Source organism: Tannerella sp. (assembly GCF_052170195.1).
Classification (GTDB): Bacteria; Bacteroidota; Bacteroidia; order Bacteroidales; family Tannerellaceae; genus Tannerella.
This window is the reverse complement of sequence record NZ_JBQNAZ010000001.1, coordinates 123606-139752: the sequence shown is the minus strand read 5'-3', so window position 1 is coordinate 139752 and position 16147 is coordinate 123606. Positions and strand designations below refer to the sequence as shown.

General features: G+C 49.7%; 13 protein-coding genes. 10 read left to right on the top strand and 3 right to left on the bottom strand.

The window, feature by feature from the left end:
- Nucleotides 1-4: 4 nt before the first annotated feature.
- Nucleotides 5-886 carry an ACP S-malonyltransferase gene (gene fabD, locus ACTTKA_RS00615; protein WP_442723576.1) on the bottom strand — a complete coding sequence of 294 codons (882 nt, stop codon included), beginning with the start codon at nucleotides 884-886 and terminating at the stop codon, nucleotides 5-7.
- 127 nt (nucleotides 887-1013) lie between these two features.
- Here fabD and tatA point away from each other — a divergent pair, with 127 nt between their 5' ends.
- The 4 genes from tatA to dnaB all read left to right on the top strand — a co-directional run bounded on the left by tatA (nucleotide 1014) and on the right by dnaB (nucleotide 6139).
- Nucleotides 1014-1211: a twin-arginine translocase TatA/TatE family subunit gene (gene tatA / locus ACTTKA_RS00610; protein ID WP_442714337.1), complete on the top strand. Its 198-nt coding sequence runs from the start codon at nucleotides 1014-1016 to the stop codon at nucleotides 1209-1211.
- A gap of 16 nt (nucleotides 1212-1227) precedes the next feature.
- Nucleotides 1228-2079: a twin-arginine translocase subunit TatC gene (gene tatC / locus ACTTKA_RS00605; protein ID WP_442723575.1), complete on the top strand. Its 852-nt coding sequence runs from the start codon at nucleotides 1228-1230 to the stop codon at nucleotides 2077-2079.
- A gap of 193 nt (nucleotides 2080-2272) precedes the next feature.
- Complete coding sequence (locus ACTTKA_RS00600; protein ID WP_442723592.1) at nucleotides 2273-4510, top strand: transglycosylase domain-containing protein; 2238 nt, start codon at nucleotides 2273-2275, stop codon at nucleotides 4508-4510.
- Between the two features lie 96 nt (nucleotides 4511-4606).
- Nucleotides 4607-6139, top strand: coding sequence for a replicative DNA helicase (gene dnaB / locus ACTTKA_RS00595; protein WP_442714339.1), 1533 nt, complete (start codon nucleotides 4607-4609; stop codon nucleotides 6137-6139).
- An 18-nt stretch (nucleotides 6140-6157) separates the two neighbouring features.
- Here dnaB and ACTTKA_RS00590 read toward each other — a convergent pair whose 3' ends face one another.
- Nucleotides 6158-6802: a 3-keto-disaccharide hydrolase gene (locus ACTTKA_RS00590; RefSeq protein ID WP_442714340.1), complete on the bottom strand. Its 645-nt coding sequence runs from the start codon at nucleotides 6800-6802 to the stop codon at nucleotides 6158-6160.
- Nucleotides 6803-6840: 38 nt separating this feature from the next.
- Nucleotides 6841-8526 (bottom strand): energy-dependent translational throttle protein EttA, encoded by a 1686-nt coding sequence (gene ettA / locus ACTTKA_RS00585; RefSeq protein WP_442723574.1) that lies wholly within the window; start codon nucleotides 8524-8526, stop codon nucleotides 6841-6843.
- Nucleotides 8527-8775: 249 nt separating this feature from the next.
- Between ettA and purH the strand changes: the two genes are divergently transcribed.
- The 6 genes from purH to rodA all read left to right on the top strand — a co-directional run bounded on the left by purH (nucleotide 8776) and on the right by rodA (nucleotide 16074).
- Nucleotides 8776-10299, top strand: a complete 1524-nt coding sequence (gene purH, locus ACTTKA_RS00580) for a bifunctional phosphoribosylaminoimidazolecarboxamide formyltransferase/IMP cyclohydrolase (RefSeq protein WP_442723573.1) — start codon at nucleotides 8776-8778, stop codon at nucleotides 10297-10299.
- A 37-nt stretch (nucleotides 10300-10336) separates the two neighbouring features.
- Complete coding sequence (locus ACTTKA_RS00575) at nucleotides 10337-11356, top strand: rod shape-determining protein (RefSeq protein WP_014226415.1); 1020 nt, start codon at nucleotides 10337-10339, stop codon at nucleotides 11354-11356.
- 71 nt (nucleotides 11357-11427) lie between these two features.
- Nucleotides 11428-12279 carry a rod shape-determining protein MreC gene (gene mreC, locus ACTTKA_RS00570; RefSeq protein WP_442723572.1) on the top strand — a complete coding sequence of 284 codons (852 nt, stop codon included), beginning with the start codon at nucleotides 11428-11430 and terminating at the stop codon, nucleotides 12277-12279.
- Entirely contained in the window at nucleotides 12272-12790 is a 519-nt protein-coding gene (mreD, locus tag ACTTKA_RS00565; RefSeq protein WP_442714343.1) for a rod shape-determining protein MreD, read from the top strand. The genes mreC and mreD overlap by 8 nt, the downstream gene beginning before the upstream one ends.
- A complete protein-coding gene (mrdA, locus tag ACTTKA_RS00560; RefSeq protein ID WP_442714344.1) occupies nucleotides 12777-14639 on the top strand; it encodes a penicillin-binding protein 2 in 1863 nt (620 codons plus the stop codon). Before mreD ends, mrdA begins: the two co-directional genes overlap by 14 nt.
- Entirely contained in the window at nucleotides 14629-16074 is a 1446-nt protein-coding gene (gene rodA / locus ACTTKA_RS00555) for a rod shape-determining protein RodA (RefSeq protein ID WP_442723571.1), read from the top strand. The genes mrdA and rodA overlap by 11 nt, the downstream gene beginning before the upstream one ends.
- The last annotated feature ends 73 nt before the right edge of the window (nucleotides 16075-16147 follow it).

The window sequence follows — 16147 nt, the reverse complement described above, 5'->3', positions numbered from 1 at the left end:
CGGATTATTGTTTTCCTTCGGTTGCAACGTTACCGCTTATTTTCTTGATCAGTCCCTGCAACACGTTGCCCGGCCCCAGCTCGACGAAACGCGTAGCGCCGTCGGCCACCATGTTTTGCACGGTCTGTGTCCAGCGCACGGGCGAGGTAAGTTGAGCGACAAGATTTTTACGAATCACGTCCGGATCGGTTTGCGGACGGGCGTCCACATTCTGATAGACCGGACAGACAGGCTTGCTGAACGCGGTCGATTCAATCGCCTCGGCCAGCTCGGCGCGTGCCGGTTCCATCAGCGGCGAGTGGAATGCACCGCCTACCTTCAGCTTGAGCGCGCGTTTCGCACCGGCAGCCGTTAACTTCTCGCATGCTGCATCAATACCGGCCATGCTCCCGGAAATCACGATCTGCCCCGGGCAGTTATAATTGGCGCAGACCACGACTTCGTCCGTAATCTCAGCGCATATCTTTTCGGCTGTTTCGTCCGGCAGTCCGATCACGGCAGCCATCGTCGACGGCGCCAGCTCGCAAGCTTTCTGCATGGCTTGCGCCCGTTTTGAAACCAGCTTCAGACCATCTTCGAACGACAACGCCTGCGCCGCTACGAGCGCCGAGAATTCACCTAAGGAATGTCCGGCCGTCATATCGGGTTGGAAGTCGGCTCCCAGCGTGCGGACCAAAATAACCGAATGCAGGAAAATAGCCGGTTGAGTGACTTTTGTTTGTTTCAAATCCTCGTCCGTTCCGGCAAACATCAGGTCCGTAATACGGAATCCGAGCACGGCATCCGCCTGTTCAAAAAGTTCTTTAGCAAGAGGGTTATGATCATAGAGATCTTTTCCCATTCCAACGAATTGTGCCCCCTGTCCGGGGAATACATACGCATTCATAATCTTCTGTTTTATTTTTTTAGACGCCGCAAAAGTAATAAATTTAGTAAAAAGGATCGTCGAATCATTTTCAAATTGTACCTTTGCCTCCCAGACAAAACGAATTATTAACTTTATTTATTCATATATGAATCTGTTATTGTTTTTGGGAAATTTCGGTACCGGTGAAATCATCATTATTGCCATCGTCGTCTTATTGCTCTTCGGCGGGAAAAAGATTCCCGAACTGATGAAAGGATTGGGAAAAGGCATTCGGAACTTTAAAGACGGAGTCAAAGGCATCGAAGACGATATCAATTTGAACGATACGGACACGACGAAATAAAAGCACCGAAATAAACATGTCACAGCAAAATGACGAAATGTCCTTCTGGGATCACCTGGAAGCGCTTCGGTGGACTCTGTTTCGCTGCATTTTGGCTCTTCTTGTTTTTACGATTGCTTCTTTCTCCGTGATGCGTTATCTGTTCGATCACGTCATCATGGCTCCCTGTTACGGCGATTTTGCCACCTACCGGCTGATGTGCAAGGTGACGTCGAGCGTATCGTTCCTGCCGGATTTCTGCGATCCGGCTTTTAAGGTAAACATCGTCAACATCAAACTGGCTACCCAGTTTTTCACGCACATGTCTTCCTCTTTCTGGCTGGCATTGCTTCTGACGTTTCCTTATTTAGTGTATGAGGTATGGAAATTTATTCGACCGGCGCTCTACGAAAACGAGATGAAAAGCCTTCGCTGGGTTTTCTCGTTTGGTACCGTTATGTTTTTTATCGGATGCAGCGTAGGATATTTTATCGTATTCCCGATGACGCTCCGATTCTTGGCAACTTACGAGTTGAGTGCAGCTATCTCGGAACAGGTTTCGCTCGAATCGTATATGGACAATTTCCTGATGATGATCTTCATCATGGGGATTGTTTTTGAGATGCCGTTGCTGTCGTGGTTGCTTTCGCAGATAGGCATCCTGAACCGCTCGTTTTTCCGCACCTATCGGCGTTATGCCATCGTAGGCTTGTTGGTAGCGGCAGCGCTTATCACACCCAGTGGCGATCCGTTCACGCTGTCGCTTGTCTTCTTCCCCCTGTACGGCTTGTACGAGTTGAGCGCTTTCTTTGTAAAAAAAGCGCCGGAAGAAGCGGAAGATGATTCGGACGAGTTGCTGTCGACCGTATCTGCTGAAAAAGATTTATAACGTAATGATGAAGGAGAAAATCAAAGCTATCTTATCGAAAGTGATTGCCGAATACCGCAAAACCTCGGCATGGATGAGTCGCAAACTGAATCTGACGCCGAAGCGACGCGGATATCTGATCGTGACACTCTGGTCGTTGGCCGGGCTGTTTGTCTTTGCAAGCATCCTGATCTTTATAGCCATCGGCAAGGGAATGATCGGCTACGTCCCTCCCATTGAACAGTTGGAGAACCCCATCGACCGTTACGCGACGCAGGTCATCTCGTCCGACGGCAAGATGATGGGCAGCTATTCGTACGGTAAGGACAATCGCATCTATGTTAGCTATAACGATTTATCTCCCGACCTCGTCAAAGCCTTAATCGCGACGGAAGATGTCCGTTTTACAAAACATTGCGGCATCGATGTGCGCGGTTTGTTTCGTGCTGTTGTCAAACGCGGACTGCTGATGCAAAAAAGCGGCGGTGGCGGCAGTACGATCACTCAGCAATTGGCCAAACAGCTATTTTCTCCTCGTGTTGAAAATCTAAGCGAACGTTTGCTGCAAAAACCGATCGAATGGGTGATCGCCGTACGTCTGGAGCGTTACTATACGAAAGAAGAAATCATCAACATGTATCTGAACAAGTTCGATTTTCTTTACAACGCCGTAGGCATTCAGTCGGCTGCCCGTGTTTATTTCGGACAGTCCCCGAAAACCTTGAAGGCCGAAGAGGCGGCTACACTTGTCGGGATGTGTAAAAATCCATCGTACTATAATCCGGTCCGTCACAACGAGCGCACACGCAATCGGCGCAATACGGTACTCCTTCAGATGAAGAAAGCCGGTTACCTCACTGCGGCCACATGTGATTCGTTATGCGCCTTACCGCTCAAACTGCATTTCACACGGATGGATCATAACGAAGGACCGGCACGCTATTTTCGTGAATACCTCCGCCTGATGCTGACGGCTAAAAAGCCGGTACGTAGCGATTATGCGGCGTGGCAATCGCAGAAATTTTCGGATGATTCGCTGGCATGGGAAACGAACCCGTTGTATGGATGGTGCAATAAAAACACAAAAGCAAATGGCGAACCGTACAACATTTATACCGACGGACTGAAAGTCTATACAACCATCGACTCGCACATGCAGCAATATGCCGAAGAAGTCGTGGTCGAACATCTGAGCCAAACGTTGCAACCGGCCTTTTTCAAGGAAAAGAAAGGACGTGAATATGCGCCTTTCTCTCAACGTGTTTCTAAAGAACAGCGGGAAGAAATACTTACACGCGCCATGGCGCAGAGCGATCGCTACCGTATATTAAAAAACGCCGGAAAATCCGACAACGAGATTAAAAAGAGTTTTGAAACACCGGTCGACATGCAAGTATTCAGTTGGTCGGGAACGATCGATACTACCATGACGCCGATGGACTCGATACGTTACTACAAAAGTTTCCTGCGTACGGCCTTTATGGCTATGGATCCGCGAACCGGATATGTAAAAGCCTATGTAGGCGGAATCGATTACAATTACTTCAAATACGACATGGTCTCGACCGGACGGCGTCAGATCGGATCAACCATGAAACCTTTCCTCTATTCTCTGGCCGTTATCGAAGGGGTTGATCCTTGCGATAAAATGCTCCATGTCCAACAGGTTCTCGTCGATGAAAACGGCAAGGAATGGTCTCCTAAAAATGCAGGAGCCAAACATATCGGCGAAGAAGTGACCATCCAGTGGGGACTGCAGAACTCATCGAACTGGGTAACGGCCTATCTGATGAAACAACTGTCGCCCTATATGCTGGTACGCCTGCTGCGTTCATACGGCATGAAGGGACATATTGACCCGGTCGTTTCGATGTGTTTGGGTACACCCGATATTTCAGTCAGCGAGATGGTAAGCGGATACAGTGTCTTCCCCAATAAAGGAATTCGCGTCGAGCCGCTTTACGTGACCCGTATCGAAGATTCTTACGGAAATACGATCGCTTCGTTCTCGGCACAAGTCAACGAAGTACTGTCCGAAGAAGCCTCGTGCAAGATGATCGGGATGTTACGCAGCGTGGTAGATGGCGGTACGGGAAGTCGATTGCGCTTTCGGTATGGCGTGCGTGCGCCCATGGGCGGCAAAACAGGCACGACACAGAACAATTCCGACGGCTGGTTTATGGGATTTACGCCCAGCCTTGTGGCCGGATGTTGGGTGGGTGGCGAAGACCGTTCGATCCATTTCGACCGGATGAATGAAGGGCAAGGCGCTTCGATGGCGTTACCTATTTTTGCCTTGTTCATGCAGAAAGTGTATGCCGATAAAACATTGGGATATTCGGAAACGGAAAACTTTGACGTACCGTCACAATATGCCGTATCGTGCGGTTCTTCAAAAGATAACAGGAGTCAGGTAAACGAGGCAACCGGATTCGACGACTTTTTTAACTGATCGGTGTTAATAACCTTGTTATAAATTCTCTTTTTTCGGGGCTTCCGTCTGCCTGAAAACTTGTATTTTTGATGCCCGAATTATCAAAAACAAGACATGGCAGAAGGACAAAAAAAAAGTGCGACGCGGAAGAAGCCTACGGTCGTACAGGTTTCCGATGTGGGAAGATTACAACCGCAGGCCCGCGATCTTGAAGCGGCCATCCTCGGCGCGTTGATGCTTGAGAAGGAGGCATTCTTCAAGGTAAACGAGATACTTAAACCCGAGAGTTTTTATGAAAAAGCCCACGAGCTGATTTATCAGGCGATTTTAGATTTAGCCGCCCGTCAGCAACCCATCGATATGCTGACCGTTGTAGAGCAGTTGAGAAAAAACGGCGATCTGGAAACGGTCGGAGGACCGCTCTACATCTCACGCTTAACAGAAAACATAGCCAGTACGGCGCATCTGGAATACCATACGCAGATCGTCGCACAGAAATATTTAGCACGTGAACTGATCCGCTATACCGGAATGATTCAAGGGAAAGCCTTCGATGAGACGGTCGATATCAAAGAATTGATGCAGGAGGCGGAAGGTGAACTTTTCAGAATCTCCCAACAGAATATCAAGAATGAAGCGACACAAATCGATCCGGTGATCAAACAAGCCCGCGAGTTATTAGAAAAAGCAGCCAACCGGGAAGAAAATCTGAGCGGTTTGGCAAGTGGTTTTACATACTTGGATAAAATCACATCGGGCTGGCAAAACTCCGACCTGGTGATTATTGCCGCTCGTCCGGCGATGGGTAAAACGGCTTTTGTGCTTTCAATGGCCAAAAACATGGCGCTCAATTTCAACATTCCCGTTGCAATGTTTTCGCTCGAAATGAGCAATGTGCAACTTGTGAACCGTCTGATCGTAAACGTATGTGAATTATCCGGCGAGAAAATCAAAAGCGGACGACTGGAGAAGTACGAATGGGAACAGCTCGAATATAAAATCAAAGATTTATACGGTGCCCCGATTTATGTAGATGACACCCCCAGCCTTTCCATTTTCGAACTACGTACCAAAGCGCGACGTTTAGTACGTGAACATGGGATTCAATGTATCTTCATCGATTACCTGCAGCTGATGAACGCCAGCGGTATGAACTTCGGCAGCCGTGAGCAGGAAGTGAGCACCATCTCCCGGTCATTGAAAGGGCTGGCCAAGGAACTCAAGATTCCGATCATTGCCTTGTCGCAGTTAAACCGTGGGGTCGAATCGCGTCAGGGAATCGAAGGAAAACGCCCGCAGTTGGCCGACTTGCGTGAGTCGGGAGCCATCGAACAGGATGCCGATATGGTATGCTTCATCCATCGGCCGGAATATTACAAAATTTTTGAAGACGAGAAAGGGAATGACCTACGCGGTCTGGCTGAAATCATCGTTGCGAAACACCGTAACGGTGCCACAGGCGATGTCCGTCTGCGTTTCAAAAGTGAATTTGCAAAATTTATGAATATAGACGAAGATCTGGCTACAACGGAATATGCGTCGAGCATGAACCAGATCGATCATATGGGAGAAGAAAACGAGAACTCTCCTTTCGCACCGAACGAAGACTTTCTTTCCGTGCAATCGGAGAGTCCCTACCCTTTCTGACCGGAGTGAGGCTTGGCCTCAACCGGCCGGAGTTACCTTCACGGTGCGAAATTGAATCAGGCCTCCTTCGCTTTGCAAACCGATGTAGCCTTCTTTCACATTACTCGTTCCGGTGTTCTGCAACAGATCGTTAATGTACACCTTCATAACACCGTCTTTAACTTCGATCTTGGCCTTGTTCCACTCTCCGACAGGTTTTTCGTTCGAGTCGGCACGTTTTTTAACGACCGGAAATTTCGGACGATCTTCACCTGCCGGTTGTTTATACTCTGCGAGATCAGCGCCTTCGAGCAGAATAAAATCACCGGCATCACCGGCATGCAACTGGCATTCGATACCGTTCGGGAACGGAGTCTTCGGATCACTGATCATCAGAAAAATACCGCTATTCGAAGGCTTATCGACCCACGCCCATTCGACCTCCAAAGTAAAGTCGGCATACTTCTTTTTCGTGTACATATAGCCGAACGGATTACCCTGAACGAGGATAACACCGTCCTGTACGGAAAACACGTCTTCGGCCGGTGTATTTCCGTCAGCTACTACAAAGTTCCAGTTTGACAAGTCCTTGCCATTGAACAAATCTTCCGTTTGTGCATGACTGCTTCCTACGGTCATACACGCCGCCACAATGGCGGACAGCAAAAAAATTCCACGTTTCATGATACATAAATATAAAATGGTGATGACACGACAACAGGTCATTTGACCAGTTGCCTGTATCTGATTCGCTTCGGCTCGGTAAAACCGACCTGCTTACGCTTATATTCTTCGTAGTCCGAATAACTGCCTTCGTAAAATACAACTTCCGAGTTCCCCTCGAACGAAAGGATGTGCGTGCAGATTCGGTCGAGAAACCAACGGTCGTGCGAGATGACAACAGCGCAGCCGGCAAAGTTTTCCAAGCCTTCTTCCAACGCGCGAAGCGTATTCACATCGATATCGTTCGTCGGCTCGTCAAGCAGCAGCACATTGGCTTCGGCTTTCAGAGCAAGCGCCAGATGCAGTCGGTTGCGTTCGCCTCCCGACAATACGCCGCACAACTTCTCCTGATCGGCTCCGGCGAAATTGAATCGGGAAAGGTAAGCCCTCGAATTGATTTCTTTTCCGCCGACACGTATAAAATCATTTCCTCCCGAGACCACCTGATACACGGATTTATTCGGGTCAATATCCTTGTGGGTCTGATCAACGTATCCGACTTTAACCGTCTCGCCGACTTCAAACTCACCCTTATCGATGGTTTCCTGCCCCATAATCATCTTAAAAAGAGTCGTCTTTCCGGCACCGTTCGGCCCGATGACTCCCACGATACCGTTAGGCGGCAGCATGAAGTTGAGATGGTCGAACAGCAATTTATCTCCGAATGCTTTGGCAACATCATGCGCTTCGATCACCTTATTACCCAAACGAGGACCGTTCGGAATAAATATTTCGAGCTTCGTTTCACGCTCCTTCTGGTCTTCGTTTAGCAACGATTCATAGGAGTTCAGACGCGCTTTCCCTTTTGCCTGACGGGCCTTCGGCGCCATGCGTATCCATTCCAGCTCGCGTTCAAGCGTCTTCCGGCGTTTGCTCGCTTGCTTCTCCTCCTGCGCCATACGTTGTGTTTTCTGATCGAGCCACGACGAGTAGTTGCCTTTCCACGGGATTCCTTCCCCCCGGTCGAGTTCGAGAATCCAGCCGGCCACATGGTCGAGGAAATAACGGTCGTGTGTGATGCAAATCACTGTGCCCGCGTATTGTTGCAGGTGCTGTTCGAGCCAGTCGATCGATTCGGCGTCGAGGTGGTTCGTCGGCTCGTCGAGCAGAAGCACGTCCGGCTGTTGTAACAGCAGACGGCACAACGCCACACGGCGGCGCTCACCTCCTGACAACGTATCGACAACCTGATCTTCGGGCGGGCAGCGAAGGGCATCCATCGCACGTTCGAGTTTGCTGTCGAGATTCCATGCGTCCATCGCATCGATCTTATCCTGAAGCTCCGCCTGACGATTCATCAGCGCCTCCATCTTTTCCGGATTTTCAAGCACCTCCGGATCTCCGAATTTTTCATTTACCTCTTCAAACTCTTTCAGCAAGTCGACCGTTTCCCGTACCCCTTCCTGCACAATTTCTTTGACGGTCTTACCGGCTTCGAGATGCGGGTCTTGCTCCAGATAACCGACTGTATAACCGGGCGAAAAAACAACCTCGCCCAAAAAGTCCTTATCAAGCCCGGCAATAATTTTCAACAATGTCGACTTTCCGGAACCGTTCAAACCGATTATCCCGATTTTGGCTCCGTAAAAAAACGAAAGGTAAATGTTCTTCAGCACTTGTTTTTGCGGCGGAAAAATTTTGCTTACTCCCACCATCGAAAAAATAATTTTCTTGTCGTCAGCCATATTTTTAGCAGTATTGTTTATGATAGGGCAAAGATAGAAAAAGTTTCCGAATAAGCTGAAAACCCACAAATGCGACAAGTATAGTAAGATGTTTCATATCATTTTTTGAAATCCGAGAAAGAAAGATAACATATATTTTGACTATTTTCTACGCTTTTTCCACCTTCATTATGGTGCTATATGAAAATAAATCAATATTTTTGTGCGACTTTTTCGAAAAACAGAAAAAGATAGAGGCCAATTAGTAGAATGACAGACAGTAGAAAAATTAAACGAGCGTTAGTCTCGGTATATCATAAAGACGGATTAGACGATATTTTAAAAAAGCTTCATCATGAGGGGGTCGAATTTGTATCAACAGGCGGTACGCAAGGTTTTATTGAGTCGTTAGGGCTTCCTTGCGAAGCTGTAGAGACCTTGACAGGCTACCCTTCCATTCTGGGCGGACGCGTAAAGACGCTTCATCCTAAAATCTTGGGGGGGATCTTGGCGCGTCGTGAGCAGGAAGAAGACCGTCAACAACTTTCGCAATACGAAATACCCAGTATCGACCTGGTGATCGTAGACTTGTATCCGTTCGAAGAAACGGTGGCATCGGGAGCCGATGCAGCAGCGATTATCGAAAAGATCGATATCGGCGGTATTTCGCTGATCCGCGGGGCTGCGAAGAATTTCCGGGATGTGGTGATTATTGCTTCCAAAGCACAATATAAACCGTTCATGCACCTACTCGACGAGAAAGGTGCGCAAACAACGATTGAAGACAGACGATGGTTCGCCAAAGAAGCTTTTGCCGTTTCGTCTGCTTACGACACGGCGATCTTCCGCTATTTCGACGGGGACGAATACTCAGCGTTCCGAGGCGCTTTCGATGAGGCCAAACGGATGCGTTACGGTGAGAATCCGCATCAAAAAGGAGTATTTGTCGGAAAATTCGATGCGCTGTTCGATCAGTTGCACGGCAAAGAGATTTCATATAACAATCTGCTGGATATCGATGCGGCCGTGTCACTCATCGACGAATTTGACGAGCCTACTTTCGCTATCCTCAAACACACGAATGCGTGCGGCATAGCTTCACGCCCGATCCTGCTTCAGGCATGGACGGATGCGCTGGCAGGCGATCCCGTTTCGGCTTTCGGAGGTATCCTCGTGACGAACGAAGTCATCGACCGCGAAACGGCCGAAGAAATCAACAAAATTTTCTTCGAAGTCATCATTGCACCCGATTACATGACGGATGCACTTGACATACTGAAACAGAAAAAAAACCGCATCATTCTGCTGCGGAAGCAAAAAGAGCAGCGAACAGAACAATTCCGCTCACTATTGAACGGCGTGCTCATACAAGACCGCGACCTGAGCATTCAGACAGAAGCAGACCTCGAACCGTTGACCAACGAGACACCGGACGAACGGGAAAAAGCAGACCTCTTGTTTGCCAACAAGATCGTGAAGCATAGTAAATCAAATGCCATCACATTGGTCAAGAACAAACAGCTTTGCGCCAACGGTGCAGGGCAGACTTCGCGTGTGGACGCGTTAAAACAGGCGATTGAGAAAGCGAAGCACTTCGGCTTCGACCTGCAAGGCGCCGTCATGGCTTCGGACGCTTTTTTCCCATTCCCCGACTGCGTGGAAATTGCAGACAAAGCCGGCATCACTGCGGTAATACAACCCGGAGGATCGGTCAACGACCATCTTTCGGTCGAGTATTGCAATGCACACGAAATGAAAATGGTGAAGACCGGTGTCCGCCATTTCAAACATTAAAAATAACATTTAAAAGACATTAAAAAGATAACGAGATATGGGATTATTCTCTTTCACACAGGAAATAGCCGTCGATCTGGGTACAGCCAATACCATCATTGTTTGCGACGGTAAAATTGTAGTGGATGCACCTTCCGTGGTCGCGCTGGACCGCCGGACCGACAAGGTGCTCGCCGTCGGAGAGACGGCACGACAGATGCACGGAAAGACGCACGAAAACATACGGACGGTTCGTCCTTTACGCGACGGAGTGATCGCTGATTTTTACGCCGCCGAGCAGATGATCCGCGGCATGATCAAAATGATCAAGTTTAAAAACCGTTGGTTTTCTCCGCCGCTCCGCATCGTCGTATGTATTCCTTCGGGCAGTACGGAAGTGGAGATTCGTGCCGTACGTGATTCATCCGAACGCGCCAGCGCACGCGACGTGTACATGATTTATGAGCCGATGGCCGCCGCACTGGGTATCGGAATTGATGTGGAAGCACCCGAAGGCAACATGATCGTCGATATAGGCGGTGGAACAACGGAAATCGCCGTGATCTCACTGGGCGGAATCGTATCGAACAAATCGATACGAATAGCTGGAGACGACCTGACGGCCGACATTATGGAATACATGCGCCGCCAGCACAACATGAAAGTGGGAGAAAGTACGGCCGAAATGATCAAAATCAATGTCGGTTCCGTCTTGACTTCACTTGAAAACCCGCCCGAAGATTTTGTGGTGCACGGTCCCAACCAGATGACCGCTCTGCCGATGGAAGTACCGATCTCGTATCAAGAGATTGCCCACTGCCTCGACAAATCCATCTCGAAGATGGAAGCAGCCATCCTAAGTGCATTGGAACAGACCCCCCCCGAACTGTATGCCGACATTGTACGTAACGGTATCTATCTGGCCGGAGGAGGCGCTTTGATGAGAGGACTCGACAAACGATTGACGGACAAAATCAATATTCCTTTCCACGTCGCTGACGACCCGTTGCACGCCGTGGCCAAAGGTACGGGTATTGCCCTGAAGAATATAGACAAATTCAAATTCCTCATTAAATAATACGTTCGGGGTTGCCACCTATCCGGCATTCCTGAACAGCGGAGACGTACGGACGAATACTTGTTTCGACTATGCAGAAGTTGCTTGAATTCCTGATCGGAAAAAGGCATTGGATTTTATTCTTTCTACTCGAAATCGTTTCGTGTATGCTTTTGTATCATAACCATGCGTACCAGCGAAACCTGATGTTCAGCTCATCGAGTACGATAATTGGGCACATTTTGTCGGTTTCCGGCTCGATCAAGTCGTACATGGGGCTGCGCGAGGAAAATAATGTCTTGTTCGAACAAAACGGTCAGCTGGAGTTACAGGTCATGGAACTGCAACAGGAAATCGATCTGTTGAAGGCACACGCACTCTCGTACGACAGTCTGTTTACCGACTCGGTAGCGCTGCCTTATCATTACATCACGGCCGAAATCGTCAACAACCGTATTGCCGGTTTATCGAACTACATCACCATCAACAAAGGATCGCGCCACGGAGTGCAGCCCGACATGGGCGTTGTCTCGACGCGGGGCATCGTCGGTGTCGTTTCGACGGTAAGCGAGCATTTTTCGGTTGTCATTCCTTTGCTGAATCCGAAGTTAAGAATCAGCAGCCGGTTGCAGCGGGGAAGTTTTTACGGTTCGCTCTCGTGGGACGGCCGCGACACACGTTATGCCTATCTCGAAGAATTACCGAGACATGCGGTGTTTGAAGAAGGGGATACCGTGGTGACAAGCGGTTATTCGGCCGTATTTCCCCCCGGTGTCATGATCGGCACGGTGGCTGAGTTTGACGAAAAGCGCGATTATACATTTTACTCGTTAAAAGTGAAGCTGTCGACTGATTTTACGACCTTGAAGGTTGTCAGAGTCATTCGGAACGATTACCAGCAGGAACGGATCGAAGTAGAAAAGGAGGCACAGAAGAATGATTAAGAATCTGCTTAAAATATCAGTAAGTTTCATCGTCTTTGTGGCGTTGCAGGTATTGGTGCTGAGTCATATCCATCTGTTCCACCTCGTCACGCCTTTCCTGTATCTCTATATCATTCTGAAAATCCCCCTTAACCTCTCGCGCGTACAAGTGCTTTGGATCGCTTTCCTTACGGGACTGACGATTGATATCTTTTCCAATACGCTGGGTATGCATACCGCCGCCTGCACGTTGATCGGCTTGGTACGCAATCCGCTGCTTACGGCATTAACCGACCGCGACATACACGAAAGTGCGACCCCATCGTATACGACTCTGGGTGTCGGAGCTTTCATGAAATATACACTTGGGATAACCCTCATCCATCATCTGACGCTGTTCCTGATCGAATCCGTTTCACTATTCGATCCGCTTTTTCTATTTCTACGTATTCTCTCCAGTGTGGTCCTGACGACATTGTGTATCTTTATGGTCGAAGCATTTAATCTGGGCGGTCAAGGTGGAGAATCCTAAAACGAAATACGCATACGAAATCCGCCGGTTTATACTGATCGGATCCGTCATCTTTGTGATTCTCATCTATGTCGTGCGGTTGTTCTTTCTGCAGATCGTGGAAGTGGAGTACAAGGCTTCGGCCGATAACAATGCTTTCCTAAAAAAAACGCTTTACCCTGCACGAGGGGTGATTTACGACCGGAACGACAAGTTGCTCGTCTACAATCAGCCGGCTTACGACGTGATGCTCATCATGCGAGAGATACAGCCATTCGACACGCTCGACTTCTGCCGTACGGTAGGCATTACGAAAGAAATTTTTGACAAACGGATTGCCGACATCAAAAACCGGTCACTCAACCCCGGATATTCGTCGTACGTCCCGCAGGTATTCATGAACCAGCTCTCGACGAATGAATACGGTATTTTACAGGAGAAACTCTACAAGTTTCCGGGTTTTTACATTCAGAACCGTACCGTCAGAGAGTACACCTACCCTAACGCCGCCTTGCTACTGGGCAACATCGGTGAGGTGAACCGTCGTGACATTCGGGCCGACGATTATTATGTGCAGGGCGACTATGCGGGTCGTGCCGGTGTGGAACGTTCGTACGAGAAAGTGCTGCGAGGCGAAAAAGGGGTGGAGATTCTGCTGCGCGATGCGCATGGGCGCATTAAAGGCCGTTACGAAGAAGGGCTGCACGATATGGCTCCCGTTTCGGGAAAAAACCTGAAACTGGCGATCGATATCGAGCTGCAAATCTATGCCGAACAACTGCTACAAAACAAACTCGGGAGCATCGTCATGATCGAACCGTCTACGGGAGAAGTGCTTTGTCTGGCCACATCGCCGAGTTACGACCCGAATCTGCTCGTCGGACGGCAACGCGGCAAGAACCATCTGCTGCTGGAAAATGATCCGCTGAAACCGCTCTTCGACCGTTCCATCATGGGAACGTATCCGCCCGGGTCGACCTTCAAACCAACGCAGGGGCTGACATTCCTGCAGGAGGGTGTCATTACGCCGGAACGGATGTACAGTTGCGCCCGCGGATACACGTTCCGAGGCGGCAAACCGGCTTGCCACGGGCACGGATCGCCTCTGGCACTGGTGCCGGCCATCGCTACCTCATGCAACTCGTATTTCTGCTGGGGGCTACACGACATGTTAGACAGCCGCAAGCGTTATCCAAGCGTGCAGGACGCGTTCGAGAAATGGAAGGGATACATGGTTTCGATGGGCTTCGGCTATCAGCTCGGTATCGATCTGCCGAGCGAACAGCGCGGCTACATTCCCAACAGTAAGGTATATGACAAATACTACAGAGGGCGCTGGAACTCAAGTACGATTATCTCCATCGCCATCGGTCAGGGAGAAATTCTTTCCACCCCGTTGCAGATATGCAACCTTGCTTCGACGATTGCCAACCGGGGGTACTACATCGTGCCGCATGTGGTAAAGGAAATTGAAGATACCGCGTTAGATTCGATCTACACAAACAAGAAACAGACACTGGTAGATACGAAACATTATGAGGTGATCGCGCAAGGCATGCGTGCCGCCGTGCTGGGAGGTACGTGCCGCGGGTTAAACATGAAGGACGTGGAAGTATGCGGCAAAACGGGTACAGCCCAGAATCCGCACGGCAAAGACCACTCGGCCTGCATGGCATTCGCACCTTATAACCAACCGAAGGTGGCGATTGCCGTCTACGTTGAGAACGGAGGCTTCGGAGCTACGATCGCCGTACCGATGGCACGATTGATGCTCGAGCGATATTTCTATGGGGAAGTAACGCCCGAGAGCAAAGGAATGTATGAAGACCGTATTTTAAACACTGTTATTTTACCCAGTCATGTACCATAGGAAAGCAAGCGTATGGAAGTCGGTAGACTGGCTGACGATCTTACTGTATATTTTGATGGTCGTTGCCGGATGGTTCAGCATCTGCGGGGCAAGCTATGAATATAATTCGGCAGGCTTGTTCGACCCGGCCGGACGTCCCGGATCGCAGCTTATCTGGATGGGGACGGCACTGGCGGTGATTTTCGTCATTCTGATGCTCGATAAAGATTTCTTCGAGACGTTCTCGTATCCGATCTACGGGGCTGTCTTTCTACTTCTGGTAGCCACGATCTTTCTGGCGCCCGACATCAAAGGGTCACGCTCGTGGTTAGTGCTCGGGCCGTTGCGTATTCAGCCGGCCGAATTTGCCAAATTCGCCACGGCCCTGGCTGTGGCCAAGCTGATGAACTCGTACAATTTCAACCTTTTCACGCTCCGTAATTTCTCACTTATCCTGCTGCTTATTTTGGCGCCGATGGCCTGTGTCGTGATGCAGAAAGAGACAGGTACGGCACTCGTCTTTCTGGCTTTCGGGCTGATGCTCTACCGCGAAGGCATGTCGGGTTATATCTTGCTGGCCAGTGTCTGCGCGGTGACATTTTTTGTCATCGTCATGAAGTATAATGATATGATGCTGGGTATAACGCCCGTGGGCGAGTTGATTGTCGCGAGCCTGACGCTCGTCATCACGCTTTTTCTGGTGCTGTATCTGCGCCGCGACAGGCTGGCGGTACATATCATGCTGTACGTGCTGGGCGCAGCGTTGGCAGGCGGCCTGATAGTATCGCTCTATCAGCCCGTCAATTTTGTATGGGTCATTATCGGGGTTATCGGAGTTATTGTACTGATGCTGATTTTCCTCTCGCTCAAAAATCTGGCATGGTCTTACGCGCTGATCGCGCTGTTTGCCGTAGCATCGATCGGTTTTATGCTCTCGGTCGATTACGTGTTCAACGATATGCTTGAGCCTCACCAGCAACAGCGCATCCGCGTATCGATCGGGCTGGAAGACGATCCGGGCGGGGCGGGATACAACGTGAACCAGTCGAAAATTGCCATCGGCTCAGGCGGACTGCTGGGTAAAGGGTTTCTGAACGGCACGCAGACGAAGCTGAAATACGTGCCGGAACAAGATACCGATTTTATCTTCTGCACGGTGGGCGAAGAGTTCGGGTTTGTCGGTTCGATCTGTGTATTGTTTCTTTTCGGAGCGATGATCATCCGGTTGGTAAGCTTGGCCGAACGACAGGATACGAGGTTCGGCCGTGTCTACGGCTATTGTGTGGCTTCCGTCTTTTTCTTCCATTTAGTCATTAACATCGGCATGGTACTCGGACTTACACCCGTCATCGGTATCCCGCTGCCGTTCTTCAGCTACGGTGGTTCGTCGCTTTGGGGGTTCACCATACTCCTTTTTATCTTCCTGCGCATCGATGCCGCGCGACGCGAAGGATAAAGCCGCCCCCTCCTCCCCGAGAACAAGCGGCCTCCTTTTACCCCGCGCTTCCCCGACACGTGATGCTCCCCCG